This window comes from Nocardiopsis sp. MT53, from assembly GCF_019598965.1.
GTDB classification, from domain to species: Bacteria; Actinomycetota; Actinomycetes; order Streptosporangiales; family Streptosporangiaceae; genus Nocardiopsis; species Nocardiopsis changdeensis.
On sequence record NZ_CP080599.1, the window covers coordinates 6,759,350 to 6,776,618 of the forward strand.

Consider the following 17,269-nt stretch of genomic DNA (forward strand, 5'->3'; position numbering starts at 1 on the left):
CACGGTACCCGGACTCACCCGGGCCGTACACCGCGGCTCCCGGACCGGACCCGTACCCCGCTCCCCGGGCGCCCACACCCGGCCGCCCGCACCCGGACGTCCGCCCGGGCATCCGCGCTCCCCGGCAGCCGCACGCCGCACCCCGGCATCCCGCGCCCCACCCCCGGCGCCCGGTGTCCCCGCCCCCTGGCGCTCTCCCCGGCCTCTCCGCCGTCCGCGCCGCGGACCCGCCCGTCCCACCGGCCCCGCCCGCCTCCCGCGCGCCCCGCGGGCGTTCCCCGCGCACCGGTGTCCGGGCACCCGCCCCGGGCGTGGTGCCGCCCCCACCCGCGTCCGGGAGCGGGCACGACTGCGTCCGATGTCACCGATCTTCTAGTCTTGTGTCCCTCCCCTACTCCCGAGGTCCCTCCTCGGGGCGTCCCGGGACCGCCGACCGGCCCGGGCGCGCACCGTCCATGTCATCCGCAGGAGCACGTGTGCCCGACAACCACGACCGCCCCGGCGGCGCGGAGGCCGCCCCGGAGCGGCCGTCCCCGCTCCCGACCGGCCCCTCCCGGCCGCCGGAGGAACCCGGACTGTCCCTGTCCCAGGTCTCCGAGCGGGTCGCCGCGGGCCGGACCAACGACGTCCCCGTCCGGGCCAGCCGCACCGTCGCCCAGATCATCCGCGGCAACGTGTTCACCCGCATCAACGCGATGATCGCGGTGCTGTTCGCGATCATCGCCGTGATCGGCCCCGTACAGGACGGGCTGTTCGCGATGGTCATCCTCATCAACACGCTGATCGGCATCGTCCAGGAGCTGCGCGCCAAGCGGACCCTGGACAAGCTCGCCATCGTCAACGCGGCCCGCCCCCGGGTGGTGCGCGAGGGCGCGGTGGTGCGGGTGTCCGCCCAGGAGATCGTCCTGGACGAGGTCCTGGAGGTGGGCGTCGGCGACCAGATCGTGGTCGACGGCGCCGTCACCTGGTCGGGCGGCCTGGAGGTCGACGAGTCGCTGCTGACCGGCGAGGCCGACCCCGTGGTCAAGAAACCGGGCGACACGGTGATGTCGGGCAGCTTCGTGGTGGCGGGCACCGGCCGGTTCCGCGCCACCAAGGTGGGCCGGCACGCGTACGCGGCGCGGCTGGCCGAGGAGGCGAGCCGGTTCTCCCTGGTGCACTCGGAGCTGCGTTCGGGCATCAACCGGATCCTCACCTGGATCACCTACGCCCTGTTCCCCATCGGCGGCCTGTTGATCTACAGCCAGCTGTTCATGGGCGGCCACGTCACCCTGGACGAGGGCGCCGCGGGCGGGCAGATCTCCGGCCCGCTGGCCGACGCGCTGCGCGGCATGGTGGCGGCCCTGGTGTCGATGATCCCCGAGGGGCTGATCCTGCTCACCAGCATCGCGTTCGCGGTGGGGGTGATCCGGCTGGGCCGCTACCAGTGCCTGGTGCAGGAGCTGCCCGCGATCGAGGGCCTGGCCCGGGTCGACGTGGTGTGCACCGACAAGACCGGGACGCTGACCGAGGTCGGCATGAAGATGGCGGAGATCCGCGACCTGGGCGGCGGCACGGCGGGCGGGCCCACGCCCACCGAGGTGCTGGCGGCGCTGGCCGCCCACGACCACGACCCCAACGCGAGCATGGCGGCGATCGCCCAGGGGGTGCGGGCCGGCGGGCACCGGGCCCCGGACTGGGAGCCCACGGCGCAGGCGGCGTTCTCGTCGGCGCGCAAGTGGAGCGGCATGGGGTTCCGCACCCCCGAGGGCGACGTGAACTGGGTGCTGGGCGCGGCGGACGTGCTCGCCCCGGGGCACGCGGCCTCCTCCGAGGCGGCCCGGCTGGGCGCCCAGGGGCTGCGGGTGCTGCTGCTGGGCCGCACCCCGCTGCGGGTGGACCACCCGGCGGCGCCCGGCGAGGTGGAGCCGGTGGCGCTGGTGGTGCTGGACCAGAAGGTGCGCGCGGACGCCGGGCCCACCCTGGACTACTTCGCCGAGCAGGGGGTGGACGTCAAGATCGTGTCCGGCGACCACGCCGCCTCGGTGGGCGCCGTGGGCCGGGAGCTGGGGCTGCCCGGCGCGGACCGGCCGGTGGACGCCCGGGAGCTGCCCGAGGACCCGGCGGAGCTGGGGCTGCGGGTGGACGACCACTCGGCGTTCGGCCGGGTCACCCCCGAGCGCAAGCGCGACATGGTCAAGGGGCTGCGCGACCGGGGGCACACGGTCGCGATGACCGGTGACGGGGTCAACGACGTGCTGGCGCTGAAGGAGGCCGACATCGGCGTGGCGATGGGCTCGGGCAGCCCGGCGTCGCGGTCGGTGGCGCAGCTGGTGCTGCTGGACGACCGGTTCGCGGTGCTGCCGCGGGTGGTGGCCGAGGGGCGCCGGGTGATCGGCAACATCGAGCGGGTGGCGAGCCTGTTCCTCACCAAGACCGTGTACACGATGGTGATGGCGACGATCGTGGGGCTGCTGGCGGTGTCGTACCCGTTCTTCCCGCGGCACGCGACGCTGATCAACGCGGTGACGTTCGGCATCCCGTCGTTCTTCCTGGCGCTGGCGCCCAACACCGACATCGCCCGGCCGGGGTTCGTGGCGCGGACGCTGCGGCTGGCGGTGCCCTCGGGCATGGTGGCGGGGCTGGCGGCGGTGACCACCTACCTGCTGGTGCTGGGCGGGCGGACGGTGCCCGACCCGGCGGACCGGACGGCGGTGGTGATCACGCTGTGCACGACGACGCTGTGGGTGCTGCTGCTGGTGGCCAAGCCGTACGTGTGGTGGAAGGTCGCGCTGGTGGGGTCCATGGTGGGGCTGCTGACCCTGGCGATGGCGACCCCGCTGGGCCGGTGGTTCTTCGACCTGGACGTGAGCCAGCCCGGCAAGCTGCTGACCGGCCTGGCGGTGGCGGGCGTGGCGATCGCGGTGATCACGGTGATCCGGGTGGTGGACGACCGGGCGATGGCCCGCTCCGAGGCCCGGGCCGCCGAGGAGGCCGAACGCGAGCCGACCCCGGTCTGACGGACGCGGACGGCCGTGTCGCCCCGGCGGGCGGCACGGCCGTCGCCGTGTGTACGGTCGGGGGGAACAGGAGGAGGAACCCATGGACGAGACCGACCTGCGGCACCTGCGCCGGGCGGTGGAGCTGGCCGGGGAGGCCCTGGACGCCGGAGACGAGCCGTTCGGCTCGGTGCTGGTGGCGGCCGACGGGACGGTGCTGTTCGAGGGCCACAACGAGGTCTCCGGCGGCGACGGCACCCGCCACCCGGAGCTGGCCATCGCGCAGTGGGCGGCGTCCCGGATGCCGGTGGAGGAGCGGGCATCGGCGACGGTGTACACCTCGGGCGAGCACTGCCCCATGTGCGCGGCGGCGCACGCCTGGGCGGGGCTGGGCCGGATCGTGTACGCGAGCTCCTCGGAGCAGCTGACCGCGTGGCGGGAGTCCTGGGGGCTGCCGCCCGGCCCGGTGCGGCCGCTGCCGGTCACCGAGGTCGCCCCGGACGTGCCCGTGGAGGGTCCGGTCCCCGAGCTGGCCGAGGCCGTCCGCGCCCTCCACGCCCGCTTCGCGGACCGCTCCTGAGTCAGGCCGCGGAGGAGCCCCTGCCCCCGGGATGCGGGGTGAAGCGGAAGCTGGAGGCGTCGCCGTCCAGGTCGATCGTCAGCGACGCCTCCAGCGCCTTGGCCAGACGGGTGAGCAGGGGGATGGTCGGGGTGGAGTCCCCGCCTTCGATATTGGAGATCTGCGGCTGTGTCATGCCCGCCCGCCGCGCCACCTCGGCCTGCGACAGGCCGAGTTCCGTGCGCCGGTCGTACACGGCCTGGCCCAGGGCGAAGGCGTGCCCCGCCTCCACGTAGGCCTGGGATTCCTCGACCCGCTCACCGAGCAGTGCCCGCTCGCGGCGGGTCCTCCACGCGGAGTGGTTCACTCTTCCCCCCTGATCCGTCGGTAGTCGTGCTCGGCCGGCCCGTGCAGCGCCTCGCACTCCTTCTGGGCCTGGTGTGCCCGTTCGAGCTCCGCCCGCTCACGCCACCGTGTCTTGCGGAACACCGTCAACAGCACGATCCGGCGGTCGGGAGCGAGCCAGTAGGTGATGCGCACCGCGCTGCCGCCCAGGACGAAGCGCAGTTCGCGCAGCTTCCCGCCGAGGTGGCGGGAATAGGGCTCGCCCAAGGTCGTCGGGTGGGTCGCCAGCATGTCGGCCGCCCGTTCCGCCTTGTCATAGTGCGGCTCCGAGAGCAGTTCCAGCCACTGTCGGACCTCCGGCTCGATTTCGATCTTCCACAGCTCGTCCACGGAGGGACCATACAAAGATCTATATGATCATGTCCTGGAAACCGCGAAAGGACAAGGGTCAGACGACGGGTGGGCGGTCGACGGCGAGGATGTCGACGCCCTCGGCCTCCAGGAGCTCCTCGAAGGCCTCCGGGCCCTCGGCGAGGACCAGCTCGGCCTCGGCGGCGTGGACGGGCAGCAGCCACAGGTACCGGACGCCGCCGGGGGCCTGCTCCAGCAGCGGCCCGTAGGGGTAGGGCGGGCTGACCAGCAGGTGCTCCATGCGGGAGCCGTCCGTCCAGGGGCGGCCGAGGTGCAGGACCGAGCCGGCGTCGACCCGGTACTCCTCGAACGAGTTGAAGTGGGCGACCGCGGCGAGCGTCTCGGCGTGGTCGTCGGTCCCGGAGGGGGCCATGAGCACGAACTCCAGGCCGCCCAGGGCGGAGGCGCCGACCGTGGCGTAGTTCCACCCGCTCCCCTGGGCCACGCGGTAGGCGGCGAAGTCCGGGAGCCGCTCCAGGACCGGCCCGTCCTCCCGGGCGACCGGCTCCAGTTCCCGCCCCGGCCAGAACCCGCGCAGGTGCTCCTCCAGCTCCGCCGTCCCCGCCCCTGCGCCCACCGCTGCTCCCGCCGTCGTGCTCCACCGGATCGGTGCCGTTCTACCGTGCCCGCCGCCCGGTTGTCACACCGGCCGTCCCGCACGGCGGCGCGGGACGGCCGGTGCGCTCACCCCTCGCGGATGGTCATGCGGGTGATGGTGTCGCCTTCGACGGCGAAGGTGAACTCGCTCGGCCCGTTGGCGTGGTTGGACCGCCAGTCCCCCACGACCCGGACCCCGTCCGGGGTGTCCTCGACCGATTCCACGGCCAGGACCCCCTTGGAGCCGATGAACTCCTTGGCGCTCCAGGCCGCGATCTCCTCCCGGCCCAGGAACTCGCGCCCCCAGTCGTCCACCACGGCGTCGTCGGCGAAGGCGTCCAGGGCGGCCTCGTCGTGGGCGTTCACCCGGTCGAAGAACGTCGCCACCGGCTCGGGGATCTGCGTGCTCACATCGTCTCCTTCGTGTTCGGGCCCGGATGCGGCTCCGGGCACGGCCTCGTTCCCCCGCGACCGCGTTCAGGCCGGGGCCATGACCGCCTCGACCGTGATGGGCAGGTCGCGGAACCTGCGCCCGGTGGCGTGGAAGACCGCGTTGGCGATGGCCGCGGCCATCCCCACCTGGCCGATCTCCCCGACCCCCTTGACGCCGAGCGGGTTGACCGCGCGGTCCTCGACCTCGATCATCTCCACGCGCACGTCCGGGGCGTCGGCGTTGACGGGGACCAGGTAGCCGTCCAGGCCCGTGTTGAGCCAGCGTCCCCGGTTGGGTTCCATGTGGGTGGCCTCCAGCAGCGCCTGGCCCAGCCCCCAGAGCATGCCGCCCATCAGCTGGCTGCGGGCGGTCCTGTAGTTGAGGACCCGGCCCGGGGCGAACACCCCGAGCATCCGGCGCACCCGGACCAGCCCCAGGTCGGGGTCGACGGCGACCTCGGCGAACTGGGCGCCGAAGGTGGCCGTCCCGTACTCCGCCTGTTCCGGCGGCGTCCATTCGCCCAGGGCCTCGGCGTCGAAGGTCATGTGGCGGCCGAGCATCTCCCCGTAGGTCTCCCCCGCCCCGGTGTCGGGCCGGACCATGCGGCCGCCGGACACCCGGACGGCGGCCGGGTCGGCGCCGTGCAGGGGCGAGCCGGGGTCGGCGACGGCCTGGGCGACGAGCCGCTCGCGCAGGGCGGTGGCGGCGGTGTGGGCGGCGGCGCTGATCGCCCCGGCCCCCGAGGAGCCGACGGCGGCGACGGTGGTGGGCAGATCGGTGTCGCCGTAGTGGGCGGTCACGGCCTCGGCCTCCACGCCCAGGGCGTCGGCGGCGACCTGCCGCAGCACGGTGCCGGCGCCGGTGCCGAAGTCGGAGCAGCCGGTCTCGATGACGGCGCGCCCGTCGGCGTACACGCGGGCGCGGGCCCGCTGCGGGTTGAAGACCCCGTAGACCGGGTAGATGGCGCCGGCCATGCCGGTGCCCAGCACCCAGTGGCCGTCGCGGGCGGCGCCGGTGACCGGCGCCGGGTCGCGGTCGGCCCAGCCGAAGAGCTCGGCGCCCAGCGTGTAGCACTCCCGCAGCCCCTTGCTGGACCAGGGCCTCCCGCTCTCGGGGTCGAGGTCGGCGTGGTTGCGCAGCCGCAGCTCGATGGGGTCCATGCCCAGTTCGTGGGCGAGCTCGTCCATCGCGGTCTCGATGACGAACGCGCCGGTGGCCTCGCCGGGCGCCCGCATGAACGTCGGCGTCATGGTGGCGGCCTGGAACAGGTGGTGCGCGCCCTCGAAGGCGGGGCACGCGTACATGCGGTTCACCGCCCCCATGGACGGTTCGGCCCAGTCGTCGAAGGGTGAGGTGGGCGACGTCTTGGAGTACCGGATGGCGGTGAGCCGCCCGTCGCGGGTCGCCCCCAGGGTGATCGCCTGCTCCTGCTCCTCGCGGTGCCCGGTGTTGGTGAACGTCTGGGCGCGGTTCAGCGCCAGGGTGACCGGCGCCCGCACGTGCCGGGCGGCCATCGCCGCCAGGGTGGGATGCGCCCAGATCATCGCCTTGGAGCCGAAGCTGCCGCCGACGAACCCACTGATCACCCGCACGTCCGAGGGCGGGATGCCGAGCAGCTGCGCGACGGTGAGCCGGGTGGCGGTGGGCCCCTGGGTGGAGTCGTACAGCGTGAGCCCGGAGCCCTCCCACACGGCGGTGGTCGCGGACGGCTCGATCGGGTTGTGGTGGTTGGCCGCGAAGTGGTGGGTGTTCTCGATCCGCACGTCGGCGCGGGCCAGGCCCGCCTCGACGTCGCCGCGCTCGATCCGGCCGGGGGCGAACCCGCCGAAGATCCGTTCGGGCTCGTAGGTGTCCCCGCGCCCCTGGGCGAGGGTGGCGACCCAGGGCTCCTCCTCGTAGGAGACGTCGACCAGCCCGGCGGCGTACTCGGCGCGCTCCAGGGTGTCGGCGACCACGAGGGCGACGGGCTGGCCCGCGTAGTGGACCCGCTCGTCCTGCATCGGGAAGAAGCTCTGCCCGTGCGCGGTGGTGCCCGCCAGCGACGGGATGAGGTGCGGGGCCTCGGCCACCCGGGGCAGGTCCAGGTGGCTCAGGACCGCGGCGACCCCTTCGGCCGCCAGGGCGGCGGACGCGTCGATCGCGGTGATCCGGCCCCGGGGGACCCGCGCGCCCACCAGGACCGCGCGCAGGGTGCCGGGCGGCCCGTGCTCGGCGGAGTAGCGGGCGGCGCCGGTGACCTTGGCGCGGGCGTCGACCCGGTCCATGCCCCGGCCGATCTGCGGTGGAATGGTCATGCCGCCCCTCCTGCGATACGGGACGCGACGGTGGTCAGCGCCCGGACCATGGTCCTCTCGGCCAGTGCGATCTTGAAGCCGTTCATGGAGCGCGGGACCGCGTCGGCCATCTCGGCCGCGGCGGCGCGGGCGAACGCCTCGGCGGTGGCCGGGGCGCCGATCAGGATGTCCTCGGCGCGGCGGGCCCGCCAGGGCTTGGTGGCGACCCCGCCCAGGCCGATGCGGGCCTCGGCGACGGCGTCGCCGTCCATGCGCAGGGCCGCGGCGCAGGAGGTGAGCGCGAACTCGTAGGACTCCCGGTCGCGCACCTTGAGGTAGTGGGAGGTGCGGGCCATCGGCAGGTCGGGCAGGTCGATGCCGGTGATGAGCTCGCCGTGTCCGACAGGGTGCTCGCGGTCCGGGGTGTCCCCGGGGAGCAGGAAGAAGTCGTCGAACGCGACGGAGCGCTCCCCGGCCGGCCCGCGCAGCCGCACCACCGCGTCCAGGGCGGTGAGGGCCACGGCCGCGTCGGAGGGGTGGGTGGCGATGCAGTGATCGCTGGTCCCCAGCACGGCGTGGTCGCGGTTGACGCCCGGGATCGCGGCGCAGCCGCTGCCGGGCGCGCGCTTGTTGCAGGCGCGGTCGCCGTCGCGGAAGTAGGCACAGCGGACCCGCTGCATGAGGTTGCCGCCCATGGTGGCCATGTTGCGCAGTTGGGGCGAGGCGCCCTTCTCCAGGGCCTCCGCCACCATGGGGTAGCGCTCGCGGACCGCCGGATGGGCGGCCACGTCGCTCATCCGGGCCAGCCCGCCGCCGGGCGGCTCCTCGACGGCGGCGATGGGCAGGTCGTTGATGTCGACGACGCGGCGCGGCCGGGCCACCCCGATGCGGAGCATGTCGACCTGGGTGGTGCCGCCGGCCAGGTACTCGCTGCCGGGGTCCCGGGCGACCTCGGCGATGGCGGCGTCGACGTCGGTGGCGCGGGTGTAGGCGAAGGGTCGCATCACCGGTCCCCTTCCGCTCCGGCACCGTCGCGGACGCTGCGCACGGCCCGCCGGATGTCGGGGTAGGCGGCGCAGCGGCAGAGGTTGCCGCTCATCCACTCGGCGATCTCGGCGTCGTCGCCGGCGTGGCCCTCCTCCAGCAGGGCGACCGCGGACATCAGCTGCCCGGGGGTGCAGTACCCGCACTGGAGGGCGTCCTCCTCGACGAAGGCGCGCTGCACGGGGTGCAGTTCGTCGCCGTCGGCCAGGCCCTCGGCCGTGGTGATCTCCCGGCCCGCGCAGGCCACGGCCAGGGTCAGGCAGGAGAGCACGCGGCGGCCGTCGACGTGGACGGTGCAGGCGCCGCAGGCCCCCTGGTCGCAGCCCTTCTTGGGGCTGGTCACGCCCAGGCGCTCGCGCAGGGCGTCCAGCAGGCTGACCCGGGGTTCGACGGCGACCCTGCGCCGGGTGCCGTTGACGGTGAGCAGGACGTCGACCGGCCCGGGGCCCAGGTCGCCGCGTTCCTCGGCGCGGGCGGCCTGGCGGGGGACGGCGGGGACGGCGGTGCCCGTGCGGCCGGGCTCGCGGGGCGTCATGACGCCCTCCCGGCGGCGGATCGGGCGGATCGGACGGCGGACATGGGGCTCCCCCTCGGGCGCGGACGTGCACGCGGCGGCCGCCGCCCGTCACGGGCGGGTGACGGCCGCCGTGTTCTCGATCTCTGTGGATGCTCGCACCGTTCGGTCCGCCGCCGCGTCCACAGGGCGCCAAGGTCGGGTAAAACACCGGCCCCCGGGCTCCCGGGGGCCGTTCGCGGTCAGGCCGGCCGTTCGCTGTCCAGGAACGCCATCTGGGCGGCCATGTAGCGGTCGCCCGCCGCCGCCCCGGCCGGGACGGCGGCCTCGATGGCGGCCAGGTCCGAGGCGGAGAGCTTCACGTCCTGCGCGCCCAGGGCCTCGGCCAGGCGGTCGCGGCGCCGGGCGCCCACCAGCGGGACGATGTCCTCGCCGCGGGAGGCGACCCAGGCGATGGCGACCTGGGCGACGGTGGCGCCGAGCCGGTCGGCGACGGCGCGCAGCCCCTCGACCAGGCGCAGGTTGGCGGCGAGCTCGTCCCCCTGGAACCGGGGGCTGTGGCCGCGGAAGTCCCCGGCGGCCAGGGCCCGTTCGGGGCTCCAGTGGCCGGAGAGCAGGCCGCGGGAGAGCACCCCGTAGGCGGTGACGCCGATCCCGAGCTCGCGGGCGGTGGGCAGGATGTCGGCCTCGACGCCCCGGGAGAAGAGGGAGTACTCGATCTGGAGGTCGGCGATGGGGTGGACGGCGGCGGCCCGGCGCAGGGTCTGCGCCCCCACCTCGGACAGGCCGATATGGCGCACGTACCCGGCCCGCACCATCTCGGCGATGGCGCCGACAGTGTCCTCGATGGGGACGCCCGGGTCCAGGCGGGCGGGCCGGTAGATGTCGACGTGGTCGGTGCCCAGGCGGCGCAGAGTGTAGGCGAGCCGGTCCTTCACCCCGGCCGGGGTGGTGTCGTAGGGCGCGTGCTGGAACGCCCCGCCGGGCTGCTTGCGGGCGCCGAACTTGACGCTGATGACGGCGTCGTCGCGGGAGCGGGTGCGCAGGGCGTCGCGGATGAGGAGTTCGTTGTGGCCCTCGCCGTAGAAGTCGCCGGTGTCGATCAGGGTGATCCCGGCGTCCAGGGCGGCGTGGACGGTGGCGATGCTCTCGGCCTCGTCGGCCGGGCCGTACAGGTCGGACATGCCCATGGTGCCCAGGCCCAGGGCGGAGACGGTGGGGCCGGTGGTGCCGAGCGTGCGCTGGTTCATGCGCTTCCCTTCGCCGACGGGTCGCGGACGGACCCGTTGGTATCGCTGATAACAAGTGAACGCTACCAGAGATACCAATCAAGGGAAACAGTTTTCTGTTATCGGCGATACCAAGCCGGGCCCGGACACGGGACGGGGCCCACCGAGGGACGGACGCTCGGCGGGCCCCGTCGCTCCCGGCGGACCGGGAGGGAGGGTGGTCTGTTCAGTCCTTCGTGTCGCCCTCCGGCTCGAAGTGGCCCTGGATGACCCGGCCGCGCGAGGTCGCGGGGCGCTCCTCGCCGCGGGCGGCACCGGCCCCGGCGCCGCCGGAGGGGCTCTGCCCGAAGGGGTTCTGGCCGAAGGGGTTCTGGCCCGGCACCCGCACGCCCTGGGCCAGCAGCTCCTCCTCCATGCGGTCCTGCATGCGGCGCATCCGCCGCTGCGCCCAGCCGGCGAACGCCCAGCGCAGCAGGGGGCGGGTGAACGGCAGCACCAGCAGCAGGCCCACCACCGCGGTGAGGAAGCCCGGGATCACCAGCAGGACACCGCCGGCCATGAGCATGAGCGGGTCGAGCAGCCCGCCGCGCGGCTGCCGCCCCGAGCGCAGCGCCTCGTCGGCGTCGCGGAAGGCCCGGGTCCCGGCCCGGCGCAGCACCGCCACGCCCAGCACCATGAGGGCGACCAGCGCGGCCAGCGTCCATGGGACGCCGATCCAGCCGCCGACGACGATCATGAGCCACACCTCGACGAAGGGCAGCGCCATGAGTGCGAGCACTGTCAGGATCGGCATACGGAACCATCCTCGGGGTCGTACGGGCCGGTGAGGTCCTCCCTCACCGGGAAGAACGCCCCGCCGGCCCGCATGGTTCCCCGGCCGCCGCCGTTCGCCCCGGGCGCGGGTCACTCCGGGCGGGCCCCGCGGGCCCTGCGGGAGGCGACCACCGCGACGGCCACGGCCGCCAGGCCCACGGCGGCCAGCAGCGCCTCGGGGGCCGCGCCCAGCCGGGTGGCGAGGGTGGGGCCGTCGGCGGCGGTGAGCTCGGCGATGTGGATGTCGGCCTCGGCCTCGGGCGACCGGTAGGCGACCGTGCCGTCGGGGTTCACGACCGCGCTGATGCCGCTGGTGGACACCACCACGGCGGGGCGGCCGTGCTCGACCGCGCGCAGCCGGGTGATGGCGAGCTGCTGGTCGGACTGGCCGGTGAAGTTGTAGTTGGCGTTGTTGGTGGGGATGACGATGATCCCGCCGCCCGCGGCCACGGACTCGCGCACCGGTGCGTCGAAGGCCACGTCGAAGCAGATGCCCACGGCCAGGGTGGTGCCGCCGATCTCCACGGCGCCGGGCTCGGTGCCGGGGACCGCGTCGGAGCTGACCTGCTCCAGGCGCTGCACGAACCGGGTGAAGAAGTCGCGGTAGGGGATGTACTCGCCGAAGGGCACCAGGAAGCGCTTGTCGTAGATCTCCCCCGGGCCGGTCTCGGGGTCCCACACCACGCTGGACACGTACCGGGTGCCGTCGTCGTTGAAGCGGCTCATCCCCCACAGCAGGGGCACCCCGGCGTCGGCCGCGGCGGCGTCGATGATCTCGCGGGCGGCCGGGTCGCGGAAGGGGTCGATGTCGCTGGCGTTCTCCGGCAGCAGGACGAGGTCGAGTTCGGTGCCCTCGGCGCGGGCGGCCCCGGCCAGCTCGTGCACGCCGTCGGCGTGGTTGCGCAGGACCTGCATGCGCTCGCCCGCGATGGACATCTCCCCGACGTTGGGCACGTTGCCCTGCACCATGCCCACGGTGACGGTCTCCCCCGCCGGGGGGCGGCCGACGGCCGGGGCGACGGTGCCGCAGAGCACGACCGCGGCGGCGGCGGCCAGGGCGAGGGCCGCGGCGGGCAGGCCGGTCCGCGGGCCGCGCGCGACGACCCGCAGCAGGGCCCACAGCAGCAGGCCCCCGGTGAGGGCGACGGCGAAGGTCACCAGCGCGGAGGAGCCCAGGGCGGCGTAGCCGGCGAAGGGCGTGTCGGGCTGGGCGAAGGCGAGCTTGCCCCAAGGGAAGCCGCCCAGCGGCCAGCGGGCGCGCACGGCCTCCTGGGCGACCCACAGGGCGGCGGTCCACACCGGCCAGCCCGGCAGCCGGGCGGCCAGCGCGATGCCCATGGCCATGGGCAGATAGTAGACGGTCTCGGCGGCCGCGATGAGCAGCCACACGTCGGTGCCGAACACGTCCTGCCACCGCACCAGCGGGACCATGAGGGCGGCCCCGGACAGGGCGCCCAGCCAGGCGGCGCGGCGCATCCGGGCCCCGGCGACGGCGAAGAGGAGCAGTGCGGCGCTCAGCGGCCCCAGCCACCACAGACCGTAGGGGGGCAGGGCGAGCAGTTGGGCCACGCCCGAGCCCGCGGCCGCGAGGACGCGCCACAGGAGGTCGTACCGTCCCCAGCGGTGACCGAGGGGGAGGACGCCGGCCACTGGGCCTCTCACCGGCGCCGTGGGCGCCTGGGGGCCGGCGGCGGGGGCCCCGCCCCGCTCCGTGTGTTCGGTGACCACGTGGGGTCTCGCTTTCCGCAGGTGTGGTGAGGGTGTGCGGTCAGCATATTGGGGGGACGCGGAAAAGGCCCGAGCCACCCTTCGGACCGGCTCCGTCCCGTCGGCGGCGAGCTCGGAAGACCGTTGTCTACTGGATGTTCGGGCCTTTTCCGGGTCCAACCCCCCGCCCGGTCGCGCTACTTCCGCCCCTCACCCGATCCCGGCTGCACCTGGCGCGTGATGCAGCGTCCGATCGGACGAGTGGGGGCCGCACAACCGGTCCGTCCAGTGCTGGACTGGTCGTTAGGTTACCCAGACTCCCCAACCGGATGCCTCAACCCGGCCGCCGTGTCGTGGCGGCCCCGCAGAGTGTCCGTCGGGGAGGAAGTGGTGAACCGTCGGACAGGCTAACGCACCTGGGGCCGCCATGCCAGTTGAGCGCTCCGGGTTTCAGTCTGACCGCAATCAGATCGACTCCGATCCAACTCTGGACTTTTCGATCAGAATCCTGTCTGATGTGATCAGCAAAGCAGTCCGGTTCGATCAACCCGAACACGAACCGGTCCGGGTGACCCGGGTCGACGGCCACGAGACCCCTGTCACCCCCGACCCGATGCAGCGGAGCACAGACATGGCGGAGATCGTCCTCGAGGGCGTCGACAAGATCTACGGCGGCGGCGTCAAAGCCGTCGACGACCTGAACCTGCGGATCGAGGACGGCGAGTTCATGGTGCTCGTCGGCCCGTCCGGCTGCGGCAAGTCCACCGCGCTGCGCATGATCGCGGGCCTGGAGGAGATCTCCGCCGGCACCCTGGTCATCGGCGACGAGATCGTCAACGACCGCCCGCCCAAGGACCGCGACATCGCGATGGTCTTCCAGAACTACGCGCTCTACCCGCACATGACCGTCGAGCAGAACCTCGCCTTCGGCCTGAAGCTGCGCAAGGTCCCCAAGCCCGAGATCGCCCGCCGCGTGCAGGAGGCGGCCGAGATGCTGGGCCTGGAGCCCTACCTCAAGCGCAAGCCCGGCGCCCTCTCCGGCGGCCAGCGCCAGCGCGTGGCCATGGGCCGCGCCATCGTCCGCGAGCCGCAGGCCTTCCTCATGGACGAGCCGCTGTCCAACCTGGACGCCAAGCTCCGCGTCCAGATGCGCGCCTCCCTCAACCAGCTGCACGAGCGCCTGGGCGTCACCACCGTCTACGTCACCCACGACCAGATCGAGGCCATGACCCTGGGCGACCGGGTCGCGGTGCTGCGCGACGGCCGCCTCCAGCAGGTGGACACCCCCAAGCGCCTGTTCGACGCCCCGGTCAACCTGTTCGTCGCCGGGTTCATCGGCTCGCCCGCCATGAACTTCGTGGACGCCTCGCTGACCTCCGAGGGCGGCGGCGCGGTGCTGAAGTTCGCCGAGCACACCCTGCCGGTCCCCGCCTCCGTCCTGGACTCCCGTCCGAACCTGCGCGAGTACCTGGGCCGCGACATCATCCTGGGCATCCGCCCGTCGGACTTCAGCGACGCCGAGCTCGACGGCAACGGCGACCCGCGCATCCAGGTCACCGCGGACGTCACCGAGGAGCTGGGCACCGAGATCAACGTGATCTTCACGGTGGACGCCCCGCCGGTCCGCCACGAGGACGCCGCCGCCCTGGCCAAGGACGCCGCGGGCGACGACGGCGACGGCGACGCCGCGCTGCCGCTGGGCGCGAACCGCTCGTTCTTCACCGCCCGCGTGAGCCCGCGCAGCCAGGTGCGCCCGGGCAGCACGATCACGCTCGCGGTCGACGTCAGCCAGCTGCACTTCTTCGACCAGGAGACGGGCCTGGCCATCGGCCACCCGGACAACGTCTGACGCGGACTCGGACGGGGTGTCGACTCCCGAGGTGGCCGGGCGGTCCTCTCGCCACTGACGCCCGGCACCTGACACCCCTGCCCTGCGGCGCCCCGCTCCGAGCGGGGCGCCGCCCTTTCACGTGCGCCGCCCTCCGCTCGGTCCGGTCCGCACCGGTACCCCGTTCCGCGCGGATAGGGTCGGTCCGAATCCCGGGGGGCGCGGTCCGCCACCGTCCCGGCCTGCGGACCTCACCTTCCGGCAAGGCCCGTGTCACCTCCGGGTGAGCCGGTTCTTTCTTGACCGTCCGACACGGCGGGCCGAACGATGTGAGGGTGCGCAACCGAGCCCCCGGAGTCGCCCTCGTCCGCGAACCCTTGTCCATCGTGGACACCCTCCACGGCCGCCCCGTGCCGGACCCCTACCGATGGCTGGAGTCCGCCGACGACCCGCGGACGCTGCGGTGGCTGGAGGAGCGGGCCCGCGACCACGCCCGCGAGGCCGCCGGGTGGCCGCTGCGCGACCGGCTCGCCGAGCGCATCCGCTTCCACCTGGACGCCGACCTGTGGTCGGTGCCGGTGCACCGCCCCGGGCTCGTCATGGCCACCGTGCGCCCGGCCGGGGCCGAGCACCCGCGCCTGGTCGCCTTCGACGTCCCCGCCGGCCTCCCCGCCGGGACCGCCGCGGTGCGCGCCGACCCGGCCCGGGTGGTCTACGACCCGGCGGCGGCCGACCCCAGCGGCCGCACCACCCTGGACGCCTGGGAGCCGGACCCCACCGGGCGCCTGGTCGCGGTGCAGACCTCCACCGGCGGGGTCGAGCGCGGCGTCCTCCAGGTGCTGCGCACCGCCGACGGCCTCCCGATCGGCCCGCCGGTGCGCGGGGTCCGCTACTCGCACGTGGCCTGGACGCCGCAGGGCCCGCCCGCGTTCTACTACGTGCGGCGCGACGACGAGGGCGGCACCCGCGGGGTGTGGCTGCGCCGGGCCGCCGACGGCACCGAGGCGTTCGTACGGGCCTGCTCGGGGCCGGGGACCGTACCCGGCGTGCGGGTCCTGGGCGGGCGGCTGCTGCTGTTCACCGAAAGCCACGGCACCGGGCACCGCACCGACCTGTGGCTGGCCGACCTGGAGGCCGGGCCGCCGCAGGCGCCGGACTTCCGGCCGGTCCAGGTGGGGGTGGAGGCCGAGACCGAGGCCGACCTGGGCCCGGACGGGCTGCTGTACCTGCGCACCACCCTGGACGCCCCCTGGCGGCGGATCTGCGCCGCGCACCCGGACCGGCCCGGGCCGGAGCACTGGCGCGAGGTGGTCCCCCAGCAGGAGGGCGGCACGCTGGACGCGTTCGCCCCCTGCGGCACCGCCGACGCCCCCGAGCTGCTGGTGGTGCGCACCCGGCTGGGCATCGACTCCGCCACCGTGCACGACGCCCGGACCGGGGCCCCGGCGCGCACCGTCGACCTGCCCGGCGAGGGCATGGTGAGCGGTCCGGCCGCCGCCCCCGACGGGGCCGTGTACCTGGGCTACGCCGACGTCACCGCCCAGCAGCGCGTGCTGCGCCTGGCCCCGGGCTCGGCCCGCCCGCTGCCCTGGCCCGCCGGGGCCGCCGCGCCGCCGCCCGCGCCGGAGGTGGAGCGCACCGTGCTGTGGTGCCGCTCGGCCGACGGCACCCGGGTGCCCGTCACCGTCCTGACCGCGCGCGGCGCCGCCGTGAAGGTTCCGCCCCCCGGTTCCGGGGCGGGGCGGCCGGCGGAGCCGCTGCCGACGCTGCTGCACGCCTACGGCGGGTTCGGCCGCCCGCGCCGGTTCGGGTTCAGCGCGACGGTGCTGGCCTGGCTGGCCTCGGGCGGGCGCTACGCGGTGGCGCACGTGCGCGGCGGCGGCGACATCGGCCGCGAGTGGCACCTGGCCGGGGCCGGACGCGGCAAGCCGCGCGCGGTGCAGGACCTGGTGGCGGCCGCCGACGCCCTGGTCGCCCGGGGCCTGTGCGTCCGCTCGGGGCTGTGCCTGTCCGGCGGCTCCGCCGGCGGGCTGCTGGTGCTGGCCGCCGCCGCGGCCCGGCCCGACCTGTGCTCGGCGGTGATCGCCTCGGCGCCGCTGGCCGACATGGCCCGGTTCGAGCACCTGGGCCTGGGGAGGATGTGGACCCGCGAGTTCGGGACCGTCGCCGACCCCGACGACTTCGCCGCCCTGATGTCCTACTCGCCCTACCACCGGGTCCTGGAGGGTGCGGTGCGCACGCCGGGGCTGCGGTACCCGAGCGTGCTGCTCACCGGGTTCGCCGGGGACACCCGGACCGACGCCGCCCACCCGCGCAAGATGTGCGCGGCGCTGCTGGCGGCGGCCCGGCCCGAGGACGGGCGGCCACCGGCCCTGCTGCGGTACGAGCGCGACGTCGGGCACGGCCCGCGCGCGGTCGGCCGCGCGGTGGGGCTCGCCGCGGACGCGCACGCGTTCGCGGCCCACCGAACGGGGCTGTCGCCGCGCCGCCCGGCGCGGGGCCGGCCCTGGTCCTAGAGGAAACCCACACGGAAAGCGA

The 17,269-nt window shown here is 74.8% G+C and carries 14 protein-coding genes; 4 read left to right on the plus strand and 10 right to left on the minus strand.

Features of this window, described 5'->3' with window-relative positions; genetic code table 11:
• Positions 1–455 precede the first annotated feature (455 nt).
• Positions 456–2,999, plus strand: a complete 2,544-nt coding sequence (locus tag K1J57_RS30205) for an HAD-IC family P-type ATPase (protein WP_220562089.1) — start codon at positions 456–458, stop codon at positions 2,997–2,999.
• A gap of 82 nt (positions 3,000–3,081) precedes the next feature.
• Entirely contained in the window at positions 3,082–3,558 is a 477-nt protein-coding gene (locus K1J57_RS30210; protein WP_220562090.1) for a nucleoside deaminase, read from the plus strand.
• Position 3,559: 1 nt separating this feature from the next.
• Here the strand turns inward: K1J57_RS30210 and K1J57_RS30215 are convergent, their stop codons facing one another.
• From K1J57_RS30215 to lnt, 10 genes are all read right to left on the minus strand, one after another.
• Complete coding sequence (locus tag K1J57_RS30215) at positions 3,560–3,904, minus strand: helix-turn-helix domain-containing protein (RefSeq protein ID WP_255646714.1); 345 nt, start codon at positions 3,902–3,904, stop codon at positions 3,560–3,562.
• Positions 3,901–4,272, minus strand: a complete 372-nt coding sequence (locus K1J57_RS30220; RefSeq protein ID WP_255646715.1) for a type II toxin-antitoxin system RelE/ParE family toxin — start codon at positions 4,270–4,272, stop codon at positions 3,901–3,903. The genes K1J57_RS30215 and K1J57_RS30220 overlap by 4 nt, the downstream gene beginning before the upstream one ends.
• 58 nt (positions 4,273–4,330) lie before the next feature.
• Complete coding sequence (locus K1J57_RS30225) at positions 4,331–4,870, minus strand: suppressor of fused domain protein (RefSeq protein ID WP_220562091.1); 540 nt, start codon at positions 4,868–4,870, stop codon at positions 4,331–4,333.
• 107 nt (positions 4,871–4,977) lie between these two features.
• Positions 4,978–5,301 carry a nuclear transport factor 2 family protein gene (locus K1J57_RS30230; protein ID WP_220562092.1) on the minus strand — a complete coding sequence of 108 codons (324 nt, stop codon included), beginning with the start codon at positions 5,299–5,301 and terminating at the stop codon, positions 4,978–4,980.
• 66 nt (positions 5,302–5,367) lie between these two features.
• Positions 5,368–7,617, minus strand: a complete 2,250-nt coding sequence (locus K1J57_RS30235) for a xanthine dehydrogenase family protein molybdopterin-binding subunit (protein WP_220562093.1) — start codon at positions 7,615–7,617, stop codon at positions 5,368–5,370.
• Complete coding sequence (locus K1J57_RS30240) at positions 7,614–8,600, minus strand: xanthine dehydrogenase family protein subunit M (protein ID WP_220562094.1); 987 nt, start codon at positions 8,598–8,600, stop codon at positions 7,614–7,616. Before K1J57_RS30240 ends, K1J57_RS30235 begins: the two co-directional genes overlap by 4 nt.
• Positions 8,600–9,175, minus strand: a complete 576-nt coding sequence (locus tag K1J57_RS30245; RefSeq protein ID WP_220562095.1) for a (2Fe-2S)-binding protein — start codon at positions 9,173–9,175, stop codon at positions 8,600–8,602. Before K1J57_RS30245 ends, K1J57_RS30240 begins: the two co-directional genes overlap by 1 nt.
• Before the next feature lie 221 nt (positions 9,176–9,396).
• On the minus strand, positions 9,397–10,404 hold the full coding sequence (locus tag K1J57_RS30250) for an aldo/keto reductase (RefSeq protein WP_220562096.1): 1,008 nt from the start codon (positions 10,402–10,404) through the stop codon (positions 9,397–9,399).
• 205 nt (positions 10,405–10,609) lie between these two features.
• Complete coding sequence (locus tag K1J57_RS30255; protein WP_220562097.1) at positions 10,610–11,176, minus strand: FxsA family protein; 567 nt, start codon at positions 11,174–11,176, stop codon at positions 10,610–10,612.
• A gap of 110 nt (positions 11,177–11,286) precedes the next feature.
• Positions 11,287–12,846 carry an apolipoprotein N-acyltransferase gene (lnt, locus tag K1J57_RS30260; RefSeq protein WP_255646716.1) on the minus strand — a complete coding sequence of 520 codons (1,560 nt, stop codon included), beginning with the start codon at positions 12,844–12,846 and terminating at the stop codon, positions 11,287–11,289.
• 688 nt (positions 12,847–13,534) lie between these two features.
• Between lnt and K1J57_RS30265 the strand changes: the two genes are divergently transcribed.
• Positions 13,535–14,752, plus strand: a complete 1,218-nt coding sequence (locus K1J57_RS30265; RefSeq protein ID WP_220565885.1) for an ABC transporter ATP-binding protein — start codon at positions 13,535–13,537, stop codon at positions 14,750–14,752.
• Between the two features lie 314 nt (positions 14,753–15,066).
• Entirely contained in the window at positions 15,067–17,247 is a 2,181-nt protein-coding gene (locus K1J57_RS30270; RefSeq protein ID WP_255646717.1) for a prolyl oligopeptidase family serine peptidase, read from the plus strand.
• Positions 17,248–17,269 lie beyond the last annotated feature (22 nt).

What these genes read in the sequence shown, in the direction of transcription:
- K1J57_RS30205 (WP_220562089.1), top strand. Translation starts at nt 456, where the DNA reads ATGTCATCCGCAGGAGCACGTGTGCCCGACAACCACGACCGCCCCGGC.
- K1J57_RS30210 (WP_220562090.1), top strand. Translation starts at nt 3,082, where the DNA reads ATGGACGAGACCGACCTGCGGCACCTGCGCCGGGCGGTGGAGCTGGCC.
- K1J57_RS30235 (WP_220562093.1), bottom strand. Translation starts at nt 7,617, where the DNA reads ATGACCATTCCACCGCAGATCGGCCGGGGCATGGACCGGGTCGACGCC.
- K1J57_RS30240 (WP_220562094.1), bottom strand. Translation starts at nt 8,600, where the DNA reads ATGCGACCCTTCGCCTACACCCGCGCCACCGACGTCGACGCCGCCATC.
- K1J57_RS30245 (WP_220562095.1), bottom strand. Translation starts at nt 9,175, where the DNA reads ATGACGCCCCGCGAGCCCGGCCGCACGGGCACCGCCGTCCCCGCCGTC.
- K1J57_RS30250 (WP_220562096.1), bottom strand. Translation starts at nt 10,404, where the DNA reads ATGAACCAGCGCACGCTCGGCACCACCGGCCCCACCGTCTCCGCCCTG.
- K1J57_RS30255 (WP_220562097.1), bottom strand. Translation starts at nt 11,176, where the DNA reads ATGCCGATCCTGACAGTGCTCGCACTCATGGCGCTGCCCTTCGTCGAG.
- K1J57_RS30265 (WP_220565885.1), top strand. Translation starts at nt 13,535, where the DNA reads ATGGCGGAGATCGTCCTCGAGGGCGTCGACAAGATCTACGGCGGCGGC.